Origin of the sequence: Streptococcus suis, assembly GCF_019794615.1 — a bacterium.
Classification (GTDB): Bacteria; Bacillota; Bacilli; order Lactobacillales; family Streptococcaceae; genus Streptococcus; species Streptococcus suis_AI.
The window spans coordinates 1-17,207 of the sequence record NZ_JAIMDU010000017.1 but is presented as its reverse complement, the minus strand read 5'-3'; the positions used below and the strand labels follow the sequence as shown (position 1 = coordinate 17,207).

At 42.5% G+C, this 17,207-nt stretch carries 16 protein-coding genes; 15 read left to right on the top strand and 1 reads right to left on the bottom strand.

Features of this window, described 5'->3' with window-relative positions; genetic code table 11:
* From K6V43_RS05985 to K6V43_RS05935, 12 genes are read left to right on the top strand one after another with little or no spacing between them, the layout of a single operon-like run.
* Complete coding sequence (locus K6V43_RS05985; protein WP_222382209.1) at window positions 1–558, top strand: phage major tail protein, TP901-1 family; 558 nt, start codon at window positions 1–3, stop codon at window positions 556–558.
* A 10-nt stretch (window positions 559–568) separates the two neighbouring features.
* Entirely contained in the window at window positions 569–916 is a 348-nt protein-coding gene (locus K6V43_RS05980; protein ID WP_105106943.1) for a tail assembly chaperone, read from the top strand.
* 38 nt (window positions 917–954) lie between these two features.
* Window positions 955–1,275 (top strand): hypothetical protein, encoded by a 321-nt coding sequence (locus tag K6V43_RS05975; RefSeq protein WP_105100370.1) that lies wholly within the window; start codon window positions 955–957, stop codon window positions 1,273–1,275.
* Window positions 1,275–4,712 (top strand): phage tail family protein, encoded by a 3,438-nt coding sequence (locus tag K6V43_RS05970; protein WP_222382207.1) that lies wholly within the window; start codon window positions 1,275–1,277, stop codon window positions 4,710–4,712. Before K6V43_RS05975 ends, K6V43_RS05970 begins: the two co-directional genes overlap by 1 nt.
* Before the next feature lie 8 nt (window positions 4,713–4,720).
* A complete protein-coding gene (locus tag K6V43_RS05965) occupies window positions 4,721–5,509 on the top strand; it encodes a distal tail protein Dit (protein WP_222382205.1) in 789 nt (262 codons plus the stop codon).
* Entirely contained in the window at window positions 5,506–10,881 is a 5,376-nt protein-coding gene (locus tag K6V43_RS05960; protein WP_222382203.1) for a phage tail spike protein, read from the top strand. Before K6V43_RS05965 ends, K6V43_RS05960 begins: the two co-directional genes overlap by 4 nt.
* A gap of 24 nt (window positions 10,882–10,905) precedes the next feature.
* On the top strand, window positions 10,906–11,142 hold the full coding sequence (locus K6V43_RS05955; protein WP_222382201.1) for a hypothetical protein: 237 nt from the start codon (window positions 10,906–10,908) through the stop codon (window positions 11,140–11,142).
* Window positions 11,139–11,588: a coiled-coil domain-containing protein gene (locus tag K6V43_RS05950; RefSeq protein WP_222382199.1), complete on the top strand. Its 450-nt coding sequence runs from the start codon at window positions 11,139–11,141 to the stop codon at window positions 11,586–11,588. The genes K6V43_RS05955 and K6V43_RS05950 overlap by 4 nt, the downstream gene beginning before the upstream one ends.
* A gap of 25 nt (window positions 11,589–11,613) precedes the next feature.
* Window positions 11,614–11,745 (top strand): CD1375 family protein, encoded by a 132-nt coding sequence (locus tag K6V43_RS11505; protein ID WP_261311789.1) that lies wholly within the window; start codon window positions 11,614–11,616, stop codon window positions 11,743–11,745.
* A gap of 3 nt (window positions 11,746–11,748) precedes the next feature.
* On the top strand, window positions 11,749–12,084 hold the full coding sequence (locus K6V43_RS05945; protein ID WP_222382198.1) for a hypothetical protein: 336 nt from the start codon (window positions 11,749–11,751) through the stop codon (window positions 12,082–12,084).
* A 10-nt stretch (window positions 12,085–12,094) separates the two neighbouring features.
* Entirely contained in the window at window positions 12,095–12,445 is a 351-nt protein-coding gene (locus K6V43_RS05940; protein ID WP_222382196.1) for a phage holin, read from the top strand.
* On the top strand, window positions 12,429–13,148 hold the full coding sequence (locus K6V43_RS05935; RefSeq protein WP_222382194.1) for a CHAP domain-containing protein: 720 nt from the start codon (window positions 12,429–12,431) through the stop codon (window positions 13,146–13,148). Before K6V43_RS05940 ends, K6V43_RS05935 begins: the two co-directional genes overlap by 17 nt.
* A gap of 291 nt (window positions 13,149–13,439) precedes the next feature.
* Here K6V43_RS05935 and K6V43_RS05930 read toward each other — a convergent pair whose 3' ends face one another.
* Window positions 13,440–14,072 carry a YigZ family protein gene (locus K6V43_RS05930; RefSeq protein ID WP_024391841.1) on the bottom strand — a complete coding sequence of 211 codons (633 nt, stop codon included), beginning with the start codon at window positions 14,070–14,072 and terminating at the stop codon, window positions 13,440–13,442.
* A gap of 56 nt (window positions 14,073–14,128) precedes the next feature.
* On the opposite strand from K6V43_RS05930, the gene K6V43_RS05925 reads away from it, so the two are divergent.
* The 3 genes from K6V43_RS05925 to hpf all read left to right on the top strand — a co-directional run bounded on the left by K6V43_RS05925 (window position 14,129) and on the right by hpf (window position 16,695).
* Window positions 14,129–15,421 (top strand): ATP-dependent helicase ComFA, encoded by a 1,293-nt coding sequence (locus K6V43_RS05925; protein ID WP_222382192.1) that lies wholly within the window; start codon window positions 14,129–14,131, stop codon window positions 15,419–15,421.
* Window positions 15,414–16,079 (top strand): ComF family protein, encoded by a 666-nt coding sequence (locus tag K6V43_RS05920; protein ID WP_105126048.1) that lies wholly within the window; start codon window positions 15,414–15,416, stop codon window positions 16,077–16,079. The genes K6V43_RS05925 and K6V43_RS05920 overlap by 8 nt, the downstream gene beginning before the upstream one ends.
* Window positions 16,080–16,155: 76 nt before the next feature.
* The gene (gene hpf, locus K6V43_RS05915; RefSeq protein WP_024404153.1) at window positions 16,156–16,695 is read left to right on the top strand and encodes a ribosome hibernation-promoting factor, HPF/YfiA family; all 540 of its coding nucleotides are present in this window, start codon (window positions 16,156–16,158) and stop codon (window positions 16,693–16,695) included.
* The last annotated feature ends 512 nt before the right edge of the window (window positions 16,696–17,207 follow it).

Here is a 17,207-nt window from a genome sequence, read left to right as displayed (position 1 = left end):
ATGTCAGGAACAAGTGGACAAGCTACTACGACATCAACAGCAGTAGCAAAGCAGACAACAGATTTGAAAGAATTGGCGGCAGCCTACGGTAAAGATAAGATTCTGATGTTTCGTAAATTAGGAGATAAGACTGCAGCTGCAAAATTAGCTCTACAAATCGAACACAAAATCAAGTACGAGCGTGAATCAGACGCTAAGAAGACCAAAGATGGTGTAGTAAACGCTGTCGGTGGTTTGGAAGTTACGTTGGAAATTGAAGCGGTGACAACTCGCGACCCATTGAACAAGATGTTGAAGGATTCGGTAGTTGAAGGCTTTAAATTGGAAGTGTGGGAGATTGACCTTGCTGGCGAGAAGCAAGGTGGCAAATACCCAGCTCTCTATATGCAGGGAAGTTTGGCATCTTGGGAAGTGCCGTCGAACGTTAACGACTTAGAAACTTTGTCAACAGAGTTCAAGGTGGACGGAAAACCTCAGGAAGGCCATGCAACTTTGACGGCTGAACAGGCTGAAGAAATTGCTTATGCTTTCCAAGATGTGACAGCAATTACAGATTAAGGAGCAGGAAATGAAAGAGATTACGATTGGCAAGAAGACCTATGAATTGCATTATGGTCTTGATTTTATTCGTGAGATGGACAAGCGATACGGTATTTCAGGCAATGGAATTCATTTTGGTGCAGGTATCCAGTCTGCTTTGTACTATCTTGGGACCTATAACCCTGTGATTTTGCAGGATATTATCCTATCTGCTACCCACACCTTGAAGTCTATTCCTAGCAAGAAGGACATCGAAGAGTGGATTTTTGAACAGCCTGATTTGGATGCGGTGTTTACAGATTTTTTAAAGAGCTTAGAGACTGCACCAGCTACCAAGCTCCAAGTCGACAAGTTGAGAGCCGGAGTCGAACAGTAATCTCTTCCCCTAGCTCTGAAGAACAGTATGAGAGTTTGTTGGCGGATATTTTCGGATTGTTGGGCGTGACGGACTACGATGTGGCTAGAAGAATGACATTGAAAGAATACTCTCTCAGGATGAGGGGGTATTTTTTGTCATATTTAGACAAGGAGTACTTCATTCACTTGCAGGCAATGGCTAACCGTAATGCCAAGGCGACAAATAAAAAAGGTGAGTATGTCTATAAAGAGATGTCAGATTTCTATGATCGCCAGAAACGGTACGAAGAATTGTTTGGTAAGCGAACCAAGACGGTAGATAAACGGCTTATCCAACGGGTCAATAGGCTTCGTGAATTTAGAGAAGGAGGGAATTAGTGTCAAAATCATACACTGTTGAAGCGGTCCTTAGGGCTGTGGATAAGGGATTTACAAGCACGCTGAAATATGCAGAGAAGCAGATTGCAAACTTTGGTTCGGTGTCGACCAAGGCTTCCAGTGCTTATGCCAGTGGTTTTGCTAATGCGGCTAAGATTGCGATTGCAGCGGCAGGGGCTTCGACTACTGCCTTGGTTGGTTTTGCGACCAAGTCGGAAGGGTCTTATAGAGCCATGCAAGCTCAATTTAGCCAGGTATTTGGCACACTGGAGAGCGATGCGACGAGTGCCTTGAAGGCTATCTCGTCTGAAACCAATATCAGCTCCAATCGATTGAAGGATTCGTTCACGAAGATTGCGGCATTTGGTAAGACGGCAGGTATGGATACGGCTCAATCGCTAGACTTGACTAGTCGGGCGACTAGGGTTGCGGCTGATAGCGCGGCATTTTATGACCGTTCTATCGAGGATGTGACCGAGAGTTTGCAGTCCTTCTTGAAAGGAAATTATGAGAATGATGCGGCTTTGGGTATTTCTGCTACAGAAACCACTCGGAATGCGGCAGCTAACAAGCTCTATGGTAAATCCTTCAAAGAGCTGGATGAGGCTCAGAAACAATTAACCTTGCTTCGCATGGTGGAAGAAGGGAATGAGTTGTCCGGTGCCCTTGGTCAAGCTAGTCGTGAGGCAGATGGCTTTGAGAATGTCCTTGGGAATTTGAAGCAAAGTGGGACAGACCTTGCTTCTGCTATCGGTAGCATTTTCTTTGACGATGCTATTTCAGGGATGAAGCAAATCACGACCTGGGCGAATCAGGCAGCTGAAAAAATTCGTGCATTTGGCACAGAGCTAAATCAATTTGATTCTTTGGGTGAGAAGGTGGACTTTATTGCTCAAAAATTCCCTGTCTTGAAACAGGCTTTATCATTTATTGGTGGGGCAAGTGTTTTGGCTGGAATTGCTGGCTTACACGCTAAGTTTGGTGAATTGGGAATTGGTTTGGATACTCTTCAAGGTGGATTTTCGAAGGTCAAAACTGGTTTGTCAACGTTCGGAGGGCATTTGAGCAATGTTTTTGCTCCGTTTGGACCTGCAGTGGCAACAGTAAAAGGTGGTCTGGAAACTGTTGCGATTAAAGGGATGTACTTGGGAGATGCTCTTAGCGCAAAATTTGCGCCTCTTGGCGCCAAACTAACAGCTCCGTTTGCAGCCTTAACTGCTAAACTTTCGGGGGTAACTGCCTTGTTCCCTCGTTTTTCCGGTGCTTTGAGTGGTGTTTTAGGGACTTTCGGAACTGCATTTTCAGGTATGAGTTCGATTATGACAACCTTTGCCGGAATAGCCATGAACGCCCTGATGCCAGCGGCGATTTTCGGTGTCTTTCTAGCTGGTCTTGGTTTGTTGCAGGGGCAGTTCGGAGATAAAATCAATGAATTGGTCAATGTAGCTGTCACAAAAGGTCCGACCATCATCACCAATCTGGTCAATGGAATAGTGAGTCAAATCCCTCAGTTAATCAACCAAGGGACACAGTTAATCCAACAATTTACACAGGTTATTGTTGCCAATGCTCCTGCGGTATTCCAAGGGGCTGTCGCTTTGATTTCTTCCTTGGTGCAAGGTGTCGGTGCCAATGCAGGTCAGTTGATTAACTCTGCTATTCAGATTGTGGGGGTATTGGTTAATGGTCTCTTGACCAGTCTGCCTCAGTTGTTATCTGTTGGTATGCAGTTCTTGGTTCAGTTGGCACAGGGGGTTGTGCAGAATATCCCGACTTTGCTAACAACTGCTCAGAGCATTGTGACAGGTTTTATCAGCTCGGTAGCTACAAATCTGCCAACTATTTTACAGAGTGGTTTGCAGATTATCGTAACTTTGGCACAGGGGATTATCACAAATCTACCGCAGATTGTGCAAACGGCTATTTCTATTGTTCAGTCCTTGATACAGGGTTTAGTCGGTGCCTTACCGACGATTATCTCGACAGGGATAGAGATGATTGTTCAGCTTGCTGGTGCTTTGATCCAAGGCTTGCCACAAATTATCGTGGCAGGTATTCAGTTGATTATCGGTCTTGGTCAAGCCATGCTTGAAGCTATTCCTCAGGCTCTTACAGGTGTCTGGGAAGGCATTAAGAATGGATTTACTTCGGCATTTGATTGGATCACAGGTAAATCCAAGGAGAGCAACAGTCAAGTCACTGCTGACACTAGCATGACGGCTGCTACCGTTTCTGCCAAGACAGCTGAGATGGCAACGAGTGCGAGCTTGAATATGCAAAGCTTCCAGCTGGGTGTTACCAGCGCAACAGGTCAGACCAATATGCAAGCTACGGCAGATGTACAGTCTCTTGCTACATCTATCGGTGCTAACTTAGCGACTGCTAATACCGGTGCTACAGCTCAGGCTCAAGCTATGGCTTCAGGCGTGACAGGGGCCGTCAGCGGTATGAACCTGGATGGTGTGAATCAGACTTTGCAACTGGCGAACGGTATCGGAACCAATATCGCTACAGCTTCGGCTAATGCGACTAGTCAGGCACAGGCTATCAATAGCAATGTGTCTAGCAACTTACAAACTATGCAGGGAGCTGGTTCAAGTGCGGTTGCAGGTTTGAGCAGTGACATATCTGGTCAATTGTCACAGGCAGCTTCTACAGCACAATCTCAGTCAACGGCGATTGCCAACGCTATCCGAACAGGTTTTGACCAAGCGAAAACGGCGGCTTCAACTGCCATGCAAGGTTTGTCTACGAATGTGCAGAGTGGTTTTAGTAAGATTGCATCTACATCTCAAAACGGCTTGAACAATCTGAAAAATACGTTCAATACAACATTCAACGGAATTAGATCACAAACAACAAGTGCGATGAGTGCTTTGGTAAGTGCTATTTCTAATGGAATGAGTAGAGCTGTGAGTGTTTCGCAGTCATCTGGTCATCAGATTATCTCGATTTTTAGAGGGTTAGCAGGTCAAATGGCATCGGCAGGTAGTTATGCTGGCGCAGGTTTTGCGAATGGTTTAGCTGGTCAAGCTGGTTATATCTACAGTGTTGCCAATTCTATCGCAAGCAATGTTGTTGCTACAATCCGTCGGGCCTTGGATATCCACTCGCCATCAAGGGTGATGGCAAAACTCGGTGGATACACTGGCGAAGGCTTGGTAGTCGGTATGGAAGGGATGATTCCAGCTGTTAGCAAGGTAGCTGACAAGCTGGCGGTTTCTGCTATACCAGACATCCAACCTTTGAATATCGGGGAGCAGTTCAGTGCGATGAAGCATACTATAGCTAGTCAATTGAGTTTGAATAGCGAACAATCAACGAGACCAAAACAGCCGATGGAGTTCCATTTCACACTTGGGGCAAATAATTTTCGTACTTTTACGGAAGATATTACTAACACTCAAAATCTTGAATTGATTTTAGATAATTATTAGGAGGGGATATGTACGATTATACAGACACAGCAACAGGCACTCAGCTCGCTGAATCTATCCCTTCCGACAACATGTCCATCAACGGTGTGCCTCTCAATCAACTGGTTGAGGGCTACCGACATTTGACAGTAACAGGCAGGGGGTTGCTTGGTCAATCGGTCAAGACAAGTTCTGTACCTGGTCGCCGTGGTGTCTGGGTGGAAGATGTGTCTGATGATGAACGGGTGCTTGAAATCAAGTACCAACTGGAAGCGAAAACCAGCGCTGACATGAGGGATAAGTTCGCAAAACTCAACAGGATTTTGCGGACTCTTGCAAGTAGCGGGTATCTGGAAATTACCTTCAAGGACGAACCAACTTACACCTATTATGGCTATTTTAGTGGGGCGGATGACATTGAGGAAAAATCTCTTTCCATTGTCAGCAAGTTCACTCTGATAGTGCCTGACGGCTACAAAAAGAAAAATGCCCAGAACTCCACTGGGCTGATTTCTTTATCTGATGCCATTGAAGTCTTGCCAGAATCTATCACGGTCACACCGACCGGGACTGTTAGCCAGGTGCAGATTATCAACGGCACAAAGATTTTGTCTTTCTCTGGATCATACGCAGCAGGAAAAGACATTGTAGTCAGGTTTGGAGATGAGGAAGTAACTGCCACTTACAACGGCAGGAGTATCCTCAGTGAGCTGGAGCGGTTCAGCCCGTTGGAACGATTCACGGTCAAGAACGGAGATAGGATTACGGCACGAAATGCCACGGTAAAAAATGTAGTTTGGAGGGATGAGAGAGCGTGATTTATTTATTTGATAAAGACGAAAAACTGATAAAGATTGTTAGGAAATCAGCTGTCAAGACTGCCCTGCAGAAGTACTCATTGACCACTGAACGCTACGTGTCTGACCGATTGACGGTTGAACTCAAAGGGCTGAATGCGGATGAACTGGAACAGGTCGAGTACATGGCTATTCAGACCATGGAAGATGCACACACTTTCCATTATTTCTACGTGGCCCAGAAGTTTTCTGATGAGCTGACAACGCTGATTGGTGTCCAATCGGGGATTGAGGAACTTCGGAAGTCGCCAGTCTATGACAAACGTCCAAAGAATACCTTTGCCCGTGATGTGATTACAGACTTGCTTGCTGGTACCAACTGGCAAGCTCGTTTTGTTGGCGAAACCACTCCACACAGTACCAATTTTTACTACACGTCTGTTTTTGATGCCTTGAAAAAGGTCTGTGTAGTCTGGGACCTGGAAATGCAATTTTTTGTGGAAATGAACGGCAATCGAATCGGTGCTCGTTACATTGACTTCAAACAAAAGATTGGCCAGGCTGTCGGTAAGCGTGTGGTCTACGGTCACAATGCCTTGCAAATCTTACAAGAGGTGGAACGCACTAACATCTTTACTGCCCTTATCGGTCGCGGTAAGGGCGAGGAAACAGGCGACGGCTACGGTCGGAAAATCACGTTTGAAAACGTAGTTTGGTCAAGGACACAAGGCAAGCCAGTTGATAAGCCTAAAGGGCAGAAATACCTAGAATTGCCCTTGATGACACGGCAATATGGTATCAAGAACGCTGATGGCTCTATGCGTCCTAAAATCGGCTTTGTGGATTTTTCGGAAGAAGAGAATCCAGAAATACTGATTGAACGGACTTACAGGGCTTTAGTGGATTCTGCACGTCCGCAGTTGACCTTGAAGACATCTAGTGTCTATTTGCGTGGTGTCAAGGTTGGAGATACGATTCGAGTGGTTCGGCACGACAAGAAATTGGACTATGATACTCGGATTTTCGAGATTACCTTTAACCGACTGAATAATCAATCCAGCGACATCAAGCTTGGAGACCGAATTGGCGAAAGTAACGAAGCGAAAGCTCAAACTATTGCGGACAAGGCTGTTGAGCAGTTTGTCAATAACGAGTTTTCGAACTTTGTCCAGAACTTACCTGATTATCTGCCGAGTGCAGACGGTTTTAATAATAACTGGTACGGTACAGAGGATCCTACTGTCAAGTATCCAGGTAAGGTGCTGATTAACGATATTTGGTTCAAGCCAGATCCAGAGCATGAAGGACACAAAATCATGCTGCGATGGACTGGTGAGGTCTGGGAAGAAATCTTAAGGACTTATGAGAGCGAGGCTTTGAGAGACCGAATTGCTGAAGAAGTGGCCAAGGTCAATGAGACCATGCAAGCTCAATCTGAGGAACACGACATGCAGGTTGCGAACATACTGTCTAAAACCCAGTCTGTCGAAACGCTTGCCAACCAGGCTAAGTCGGATGCAGCAAGTGCAATTGCTAGAGCCAACCAAGTCAAAACCGAAGCTATTGCAGATGCTCGAGCTCAAGTTGCGACGGTTAGTCAAGCGTTAAACACAGCTAAGTCTGAACTGCAGACGGCAATCGCTAGCGCTGACCAAAAGGCCAGGGGTAGCCAAGCAAGTGCTACAGCCTTGCGAAATGACCTTAACTTGCAAGCTAGCAAGATTTTGGAACAAGCACGAGCTCAGACGGCATTGGCTAGCCGTGTATCAACTGTTGAAACCCTAGCTGATGGTACGAGGTCGACTGTCGCAGAGCTGTCTAAAACGGTCAACAAAGCCACTGGTAACATCGCTAGTGTATCAAGTCGGACCAAGACGGTAGAGGACACTCTGAGCCAGACCAGAGCCCAATACGAGGTCCTAACGCAGACAGTCAACGCTCAGACAGGACAGATTGATAGTATCAATCGCAAAACCGCTGACTTGCAGAGCGGGATTGATGGGGTGACGGAGCGGTTTGAGAATTTAAGGGTTGGGCAAAAAAACTTGATTCTTAATTCGGATAAACTTCCATTTAAGCAAAATGGCGCAAATACAACAGTAGTAGCAGAAGAAGATTATTTCGTGCTGACTTCGACTGGCTATACAGCAAACTCTTGGGGTGGTGTTAGTTGGGATTTAAGTATCAACAGCATAAAAGCTGGCGAAGAGTTTTCGGTACTCTTACCTGTCTATTTAGATAGCTCTGTCACTAATGATGCAGGCGCAGCTTTAGCGATTAAAAATCACTCTTTAATTCTTTCAATTTTTACACAAGCTATAGCAGGACAGGCTGATAAGTGGTTTAATTTAGCTGTAACTTTTAAAGCTACTAGAGATTTAGTGTTAGATGGAAAATCTTTTTATTTGTATTTTACAAAAAACGGTAAAATGCGATTTAAAAAGCCAACACTTGTCAGAGGTAATATTATACCATCTGGTCACTCACTTGCTGATGAGGACATCGCGCAACAAATTGCTGAGTACAAGCGGACTGCTGACCAAAATTATTCAGGCTTACAATCCACTATCAGCACGCTAGATGGCAAGGTCGCACAAAATAAAACCGAAGCCAATCAGACAGCTACGCAGTTATCTAACAGACTAACCAGTCTTGAGACGTTTAAAAACGCTGAGGGAACTCGTGCACAAGCCTACTTTGAAGCTGCTAAAACAGAAACAGCTAAACAGATTACAGCCGAGCGTACAGCGACAGCTAATAACTATGTTGGTAAGAGCACTTATCAAGAAGATGCTGCTGGTATAACTAGACGTCTGACAGCGACTGAGACAGTGGCTAATACAGCTAAAACAAACTTAGCTACATATCAAGAGACGAACGATAGACGTGTCGCTGCTCTTGAGACAGCTAAGCACTCTACTGATGGTACTCTTACTCAACTGTCAAATAAAGTTGAGCAAAATGCTCAACAAACACGAGAGACTATTTCAGCAGTTGAAGCAAAGATACCGACAAAAGTTTCAGGGCGCAATCTAGCCACTGGGTCAAGTGATCAGTGGAATAGCTTTATTACCATTAGCAGTAACAACAATTGGGGCGCTAAATTAGCGACAGTCCTTTATGGTGATAGCACAGGGATTTATGCAGGGACAACTATCAATATCTTTGTTTATTTGTCAGCTGATGACATTGTGCTTGATAGCACAATTAATCCACGCTTCTTTATACAGGGGGCTGTCATTGACAAACAAAACAAAGTGACTTGGACTGATTGGGATAAGCATAATCCATTCTTCAATAAGTGGTCAACAAACTTAGTAGCGGGCAACAACTATCGTGTCGTCAAACTATCAAGCAAGGTTACAGCAGAAAGTTACACAAATATCAACGGTTTTGAACTAAGTGTCAGAATTGATGGTGCTAAATCTGGTAAATTCCATTGGCGAGCGTTGATGATAACGACTGGAGATATTTTTCCTGATTATTGGGAAAAACCTGTTGAAGACCTTATCACCGAAATTTCCAACGCTAAACTTGACATTACCAAAACTGCTGACGGTCTCAAGTTAGCTGCAACGAAAACTGAGCTAACCAATACGCAAAACAGTCTGCAATCTGGTATCAATACTGCTAAAGCAGTAGCTGACAGTGCACAGGCTAAAGCTAACAGCAACGCTAGCACAATCACTCAGCACACAACGCAGATTACAGCGCTTAATAACGAGCTATCAGCTAAAGTCTCAAAGACCGACTACAATACGCTGACAGGACGTATGACAAGCGCTGAGACGACTATTCAAGCTCATGCTGGGGAAATATCCAAGCGGCTGACAAGTACGCAGGTTGAGTCAGCTATCACATCTAAAGGCTATCAGACAGCTTCTCAGGTAAACGCTACTGTGACAAGCAAAGGCTATCAAACTAAATCGGATGTTGATAGTAATATCACAGGTCGTGGCTATATCACAAGCAGTGCTTTGCAACCTTATGCTTTGGCTACGACTGTACAAAATCTGGTCAAAGAGACTGCAGATAGCTTTAGTCGTACGATTAGCGAGACTAAAGCGCTGATTCCGAGAGATGCAGTTAACCGTAATTTGCTCGATACAAATAATGCGACTCCTGCCACAATTCTGTATGGCACAGAGACATATCCAAGCCCTAGTGGTAGTAGTGTCGGTCCTTACAACAGTACGATTAAAACAGCGATTTTGGTCGATGTAGGGGCTAAATATACATTTAGCAAGATTACAAAATCTGGCAAAAATAATTTCTGGCGAGTATCATATTTAGATAGTAATTTTGCATATGTCGGTCGATTTGCAAGAGAGGACAATGTCTTTACCATAACGATACCAACGAATGTCAAATATTTGTGGGTTAGTTATCCAGATGATGCACGATGTAAAATCGAAAAAGGAGATAGAGCAACACCTTATGTGCTATCTGTAAATGACACAGCAACCGTCACAGCTCTGCACAATGTCACAGACACAGTAGACAGTCACACACGTACTATCGGTGCCGTTGGTACTACAGGTAGTATCTTAGACAACGTGAGCAAGGTTACGCAGACGGCTAATGGGTTAGTCACAGAAGTATCTGGCTCTAATGGGCTTAAGACACAAGTCAGCACGCTTGCTGGGTCTTATGCAATCAAAAATCTGACCAACTCTGGTACGGTGCTCAATCAGCTCAACCTAAACAAAGACGGGTCAGTTAAGATTGACGGTAAGCTCGTGCAGATTACTGGTAAGACATACATCCAGGACGGTGTGATTACATCCGCTAAGATTGGCAAAGGTCAAATCGGTACGGCACATATCGGTGAGATTGATGCAGGTATAGCCAGAATCATCAATTTGGACGTGTCTAATATCAAGGGTCTTGATGCAGCATTTATCAAAGCTAAAATCGAGAATGCGTTTATTGGGTGGATGAAAGGTAAAACGATTACCGCTCAAAACGAAGCCATGACAATAGGGCTTAATGATGCATTTATACGATTTAAAGATAATGCCAAAATTGAGTTTCAGTCAGAAAACAATACACTTTTCCGGACAAAAAACGGTACATCGGCATTTATCCATTTTAGGGATGATTCCTACAATGGAGTATACACTGCCATGGGTGTCAATGCAGATAATACAGGCACGCAAAATGATTATTCGTCAGGAGCATTTGCTGGTGTCCGTGTTATCCGTTCGAATCCAAGCCGATATTCCGGCACAGTTGTAGACCAGGTTCAACTTGTCGGAGATGAGATTCGTATCCGGCATGGATACGGATATGAAAATGATTATCTAGTCATTAAGTGGGATAACCAAGGTAAGATTGATCTGATTAAGTTTTTGAGATCTATCGCTTCAAAACTAGGTCTGCCACTTACATAATTCAAAGGAGAAGGAGTAAGTAAAATGAATGAACAAATCCAATCAAAGTTAGCAATTGAAATTGCAAGCAAAGCTATTACTATCGCAACACTGGAAGCTCAAAATGAGAGTTTGCAAGCGACTGTTGACCAACAAGCGAATACAGAGCAAGCTCTTACTAATCGCATCCATGAGCTGGAAGCAGAGAACGCAAATTTAAAAAAACACAATGAGTCGCTATTAAAACGACTCGATGATATGACGGTGGAGGTAGTCGAATGAGGAGTTGGAATGTAGTTGGCAAGTATCCAATTTACACTGATGATCAAGTCAGCCATACAGAAATCCAGATAGCGTCGACGACAGGCGGATATGCAACTTATACCGAACGTATAGTTGGAAATCATTTGAATAAGACTGATGTCGAACTGGTAGAACTAGCCAAAGAGGCCTACTTTAAGTCAGAGTACGCAGACCGTGCCATGGCTGAATCGGTCCAAAAAATTGATGAATTGGAGGTATCTATCAAGCAAAACAGAGCACTTAATGCTGAATTGCGTGAGCAGTTGGATTTTGCAGGTACAAAGATAGCTCAAATTGACGAATCACTCGAGCGGTCGAATACTCAGTACACACGAGTTGAAGAGATGATGAAGACGACAACAGCGATGGTCAATGAACTAATCGCGTCAGTCATGGGAACAGAAGAAGATGTTGAAGAAATTTAAAGATTTTTTAATTGGAGGAGAAGCAATGATGATTAACTATTTTGCAATGCAGGTACAACTTGGATGGATTACTTTGGAGCAAGTGCCAAAACGTTATCGCGAGAAGGTGCGTGAACTTGTTGAAATGGCTGAAATCGGCGTGGCCGACGGAGAATAGCCTATGCCAGGACAAGACATCGTTCGGGAGGCTATCAAAGCCTCTTGGACAATAGATAAAATCGCGGGGGTGGTTGTCGTCATCCTCGCGGTTATGCTTGTCTCGATGGTTGTCAGTCAAAATGCCCATGTCAAGCGATTGATCAACAATTTCCAAAAAACGAATGACGCACTTATGGAAACTAATCGTCAAATTGCTAGTGACAATCAACGTCACATGGAACATTTGACAACAGCGGTCAATAATTTGGCCAGCGAGACTCGCAATGATATAGCGGATTTAAAAGAGCAGGTCTCAGAACTAAAGGTAGAAGTTAGAGACCAACGAATGATGCCGTAGGAGGTAAAAGATGGATCATTTAACAGAGCTTATTTTAGGTACAGCAACAGGTATTATTGGCATTATCGGCGGAATGATAATGCATGAAGTTAAAAAATATCTAATCACAAGAGGCGGTAAGCGTGCCGTTGAAATCACTGAGATTTTGGCTCGTAATGCTGTTAATGCCGTCGAACAGATTGCCAAGCTTGACAAAGAGCATCATGTAGATAAGTTAGACATGGCCAAGCGACGGATTACTAGCCAATTGGAGAAATACAACATCTATATGACCGAAACTCAACTAGAAACCTTTATCGAGAGCGCTGTCAAGGAGATGAACGATGCGTGGAAAGGAGCGGGACATGACAACAGCAAATGAAGTAGTTAACTTTGCCAAAGACTTGGCCAACCGCGGTCAAGGTGTGGACTATGATGGTTGGTACGGCAAGCAGTGTGTAGACCTGCCAAACTGGATTTGTGGCAAATATTTCGGCAAGGCTCTTTGGGGCAATGCGATTGATTTGATTAAATCAGCCAAGCAACACGGATTCGAGGTGCATTATATGCCAACCTCAGAGCGTCCACGTCCGGGGGCTATCTTCGTCAAAAATTACTGGGCAAGTGACGGTATCAACTATGGTCACACCGGATTGATTATCGGTGTTAATGGCAATACCGTCCAAACTATCGAGCAAAACTTGGTAGGTAATTTGTCGGTCGGTGGTCCTGCTCAATATGCTAGTCAACAGATCAGTAATCTTGTCGGCTGGTTTTATCCACCTTACAGCAATTCTACTGCAGTACCATCTCAGTCAAGTAGTGGCAACCTCGGAAAATACAAAGACGAGCAAGGGACAATGACTGTTAAAGTGTCTTTGCTCAATGTCCGAGACAAACCTGGACTTGATGGTAAAGTCGTAGCCACTTACACTTATGGCGAGCAATTTAACTATGATTCTGTTTATATTGCTGACGGTTACTTTTGGGTATCGTACGTTAGCCGTAGCGGTGTACGTCGGTATGTAGCAGCAGGCGAGGAGTCAAACCGACGTAATGTTGTGCCTTATGGTACATTCAAATAGATTTCAACCCAGCTTTTGCTGGGCTTTTTTTGTTGCTAAAAATGGTCTCGAGACACAGTGTATTTTGTCAAAATAGCGATTTTGTCAATTATGGTTGCTAGATTTGGTTTCTATTCGCTCAAAATGGGTAAAATTGAAGAATAGACTTTGCTTTTGAGATGGTCATTTTGCAAAATTGCATTTTTTGGACATAAAAAAAGACCTTGTCCAGAGGTCGGGGAGTAGTCGGGGAGTTGTAACTATAAACGGCTATATAATAAGTAAAAAAACTATCTCAGTGATAGTCTTTTTTTAATAGATTGGGACCTCAACAATTCGAGAGTTGGTTTTTTCTGCGGTTATTTTTCCATGATAAAATTCAGTTAGACTTGCCAAGGTTTGCTCTAAACAATCCTTATCCACAAAAACCATGGATGAAACTTCAGTAGTAAACTGGGTATCAAATTCTTCCAGGCCTTGCTCTGCTCTCCAATTTGTAAACTCTTGATATTGGGCGTAGGACATGATAATAGAAATTCCTTCTTGTTCCTTGACTTCTACAACTCCAATATTTTTCACCGCATTAGCCACTGCTCCTGCGTAGGCACGAATGAGACCGCCCGCCCCTAATTTCACGCCTCCGAAATACCGAGTGACAACAGCTACAACATTTGTTAACTCGTGGTTTTCTAAAACGGTTAGCATGGGTACGCCGGCTGTTCCAGAGGGCTCCCCATCATCTGAGGAACGCTTGATTTCCATACTTTCTCCAAGGATGAATGCAGAGCAGTTATGGTTAGCTTTGTAGTGTTCTTTTTTTATCTTGTTGATAAAGTCGCGAGCTTCCTCCTCGCTAGTCACTCGTTTCATAAAGCAGATAAAGCGGGATTTCTTAATTTCTTCCTCAACCAGTCCATCTTTTTTAATTGTCTTAAATTCTTTCATAATCAAATTGTACTAATTTTTTTACAAGCTGACAAGAATTTCCGAATAAATAAGTGATGAATGAACTAGAGAATTACCATGGAAGACTTTTTACAAAATACCAATTAACGACAGAAGAAAGAGAAAAAGCAAAAACAATTTCCAGTGTAGTAGGAAAGAATTCTTGTTTCCGATGCGGTACAACGTTTGAGGAAGAAAACAAGCTGCCAAATGCTGCGTATTATTGTCGGGCTTGTCTCCTTTTGGGGAGAGTTCGAACAGATGAGAAACTCTACTATTTTCCACAGAAAGATTTTTCAATGAATGCTTGTCTTCTATGGAAGGGGGTGCTGACCGACTGGCAACAACGAATATCAGATGGATTAGTTGCGAATGTGGAAAAACGACAAGCAACGCTTGTTCATGCTGTAACAGGTGCGGGCAAAACGGAAATGATGTACCATGCTGTTGCATCAGTAATTAATAAAGGAGGTGCTGTATGTCTAGCCAGTCCAAGAATTGATGTCTGTATTGAACTCTATAAGCGACTACAAAATGATTTTTCGGTCCCAATTAGTCTGCTACATGGGGAATCAGACCCATATTTCAGAACGCCACTCGTTGTTGCGACCACTCATCAGTTGTTAAAGTTCTACCAGGCATTTGATTTGGTCTTGATCGATGAAGTAGATGCTTTCCCCTATGCAGACAACCCTATGTTATATCGAGCAGCAGATAATGCAGTTAAAGCAGACGGTGTTTTAGTATTTTTAACAGCAACCTCTACGGATGAATTAGATAAAAAAGTCAAATCAGGCAAACTGCAAAAACTCAGTCTCCCTAGACGTTTTCATGGAAATCCGCTTGTGGTTCCGCAAAAGGTCTGGTTTTCCAAATTCGATACATATTTGAAGAAAAAGAAATTAGTTCCAAAACTCAGGAATGCCATTCAAAAGCAAAGAGAAACAGGCTATCCATTACTTATTTTTGTACCAGAAATTTCGAAAGGATTGGAATTTGCAAGCATAATGGAACAAATCTTTCCAGAAGAAACAATTGGTTTTGTATCGAGTCAGACAGACAATAGGCTTGAAATAGTGGAAGGATTTCGCAACAAAGAAATTACAATTTTAATTTCTACTACAATCTTAGAGCGAGGTGTAACATTCCCAGGAGTAGATGTCATTGTCGTTCAAGCCAATCACTACTTATACAGCTCATCTAGTCTTGTGCAAATTTCAGGTCGCGTCGGAAGAAGTATGGATCGTCCGACGGGCTTGCTTCTGTTTTTTCATGAAGGAAGTACGCGGTCAATTGAAAAGGCAATTGCAGAAATCAAACAAATGAATAAGGAGGCAGGTTATGTCTAGTTGTTTGCTCTGTTCCCAGAACCTGAAAAACCAGATAAAATTTTCGGAGATATTCATTTTTGGTAGAAAAAAATCAGGTATCTGCTCAGATTGTTCAGCATCTTTTGAAGCAATATCAGAAAAACATTGTCCGTTTTGCTATAAAAATGGAATTATCGAACGTTGCACGGATTGTCAATATTGGTTAAGTAAGGGAATGTCAGTTTCCCATACTGCATTATTCAAATACAATAAAGCAATGGCAAATTATTTTAGTAAATACAAATTTCAGGGGGACTATATTTTAAGAAATGTTTTTGCAAAAGAGATTAATATAGCACTAAGTCAATTCCCTGGTTATACAATTGTTCCAATTCCAATTAGCGAAAATCGAAAAGAAGAACGTGGTTTTAATCAAGTAGAAGGGTTATTGACTGCAGCTAATATATCCTATGAACTACTTTTGGGAAAGCAGGACAGTAAAAAACAATCATCGCAAAATAGGAAGGAGCGTTTAGAAATGCACCAACAGTTTTTTCTCCTAAATGAAAAAAATATCCCAGAAAAAATTCTACTAGTTGACGATATATATACAACAGGATCGACACTATTATCGGCAAAAAATGCGATTATGAAAATAGGAAAGAAAGAAATCAAGACATTTTCACTAGCAAGATGAGAAAACGGTTGCATTTTTTAAAGGATATGGTATAATAATAGTGAAGAAAGGCGAAAGCCAAGAAAGAGGTACAAATATGATTAAATTCAGTATTCGTGGAGAAAACCTTGAAGTAACAGAAGCTCTTCGTACATACGTTGAAGAAAAAGTAGCAAAAATTGAAAAGTATTTCGCTGAAGATCAAGAATTAAATGCCAAAGTAAATCTCAAGGTCTATAGAGATAAACGAGCAAAAGTAGAAGTTACGATTCCGGTTGGAGGAATAACACTTAGAGCAGAAGATACCTCACAAGAGATGTATGGCTCAATTGACCTTGTTGTTGATAAAATTGAACGTCAAATCCGTCGTAATAAAACAAAAATTGAAAGAAAACATCGCCAAAAAGTGGCAACTGGTCAAGTCTTTACAGACGAATTGGTAGAACAAGTAGAAGATGAAGTAAAAGTTGTTCGTACAAAGCAAGTTGATTTGAAACCGATGGATATGGAAGAAGCAATCTTGCAACTTGAGTTACTCGGTCATGATTTCTTTATCTATACAGATGCAAATGACGGAACAACTAATGTATTGTATAAACGTGAAGATGGTGATTTGGGACTACTTGAAGTTCGCTAATAATATAAAATATGAATTACAGTTGAGTCGCAAGAGAACTTGCGGCTTTTACTATTTCTATATTCAAGTTTATACAAATCATCGATTGCAACTCATCAAATGTCCTTCATTGATGAGTTAAAATGAGAATGTGCCTATTACCTAAATTTCAGCCCAAATTTCAAGCTAAAAAAACGAAAAAAATTTTTTTAAAAAAAGTAGTTGACAATAGTAAGTGAAGATGATAGAATAATTGAGTTGTCTCTTGAGGGAGTTCGATACAAAGGAAACGAAAAAAAGTTTCAAAAAAGTGTTGACAAGCCCTTGAAGAAATGATAAACTAAGATAGTTGTCGCAAGGACGCGACAATGGCAAGACCTTTGAAAATTAAAGAAGACGAACCAAACGTGCAGGGTGATTTATCTAAGGATAAATCGTCAATGACAAAACAAAAACAATAAAACGGAAAGCTAGCAATAGCTTGAGTTTGAATCAAAACTTTTAATGAGAGTTTGATCCTGGCTCAGGACGAA

Bases quoted from the DNA above. Each gene is read 5' to 3' on its own strand.
- K6V43_RS05965 (WP_222382205.1), top strand. From the start codon at position 4,721: ATGTACGATTATACAGACACAGCAACAGGCACTCAGCTCGCTGAATCT.
- K6V43_RS05945 (WP_222382198.1), top strand. From the start codon at position 11,749: ATGCCAGGACAAGACATCGTTCGGGAGGCTATCAAAGCCTCTTGGACA.
- K6V43_RS05940 (WP_222382196.1), top strand. From the start codon at position 12,095: ATGGATCATTTAACAGAGCTTATTTTAGGTACAGCAACAGGTATTATT.
- K6V43_RS05985 (WP_222382209.1), top strand. From the start codon at position 1: ATGTCAGGAACAAGTGGACAAGCTACTACGACATCAACAGCAGTAGCA.
- K6V43_RS05950 (WP_222382199.1), top strand. From the start codon at position 11,139: ATGAGGAGTTGGAATGTAGTTGGCAAGTATCCAATTTACACTGATGAT.
- hpf (WP_024404153.1), top strand. From the start codon at position 16,156: ATGATTAAATTCAGTATTCGTGGAGAAAACCTTGAAGTAACAGAAGCT.
- K6V43_RS05955 (WP_222382201.1), top strand. From the start codon at position 10,906: ATGAATGAACAAATCCAATCAAAGTTAGCAATTGAAATTGCAAGCAAA.
- K6V43_RS05930 (WP_024391841.1), bottom strand. From the start codon at position 14,072: ATGAAAGAATTTAAGACAATTAAAAAAGATGGACTGGTTGAGGAAGAA.
- K6V43_RS05920 (WP_105126048.1), top strand. From the start codon at position 15,414: ATGTCTAGTTGTTTGCTCTGTTCCCAGAACCTGAAAAACCAGATAAAA.
- K6V43_RS11505 (WP_261311789.1), top strand. From the start codon at position 11,614: ATGATGATTAACTATTTTGCAATGCAGGTACAACTTGGATGGATTACT.
- K6V43_RS05980 (WP_105106943.1), top strand. From the start codon at position 569: ATGAAAGAGATTACGATTGGCAAGAAGACCTATGAATTGCATTATGGT.
- K6V43_RS05925 (WP_222382192.1), top strand. From the start codon at position 14,129: ATGAATGAACTAGAGAATTACCATGGAAGACTTTTTACAAAATACCAA.
- K6V43_RS05935 (WP_222382194.1), top strand. From the start codon at position 12,429: ATGACAACAGCAAATGAAGTAGTTAACTTTGCCAAAGACTTGGCCAAC.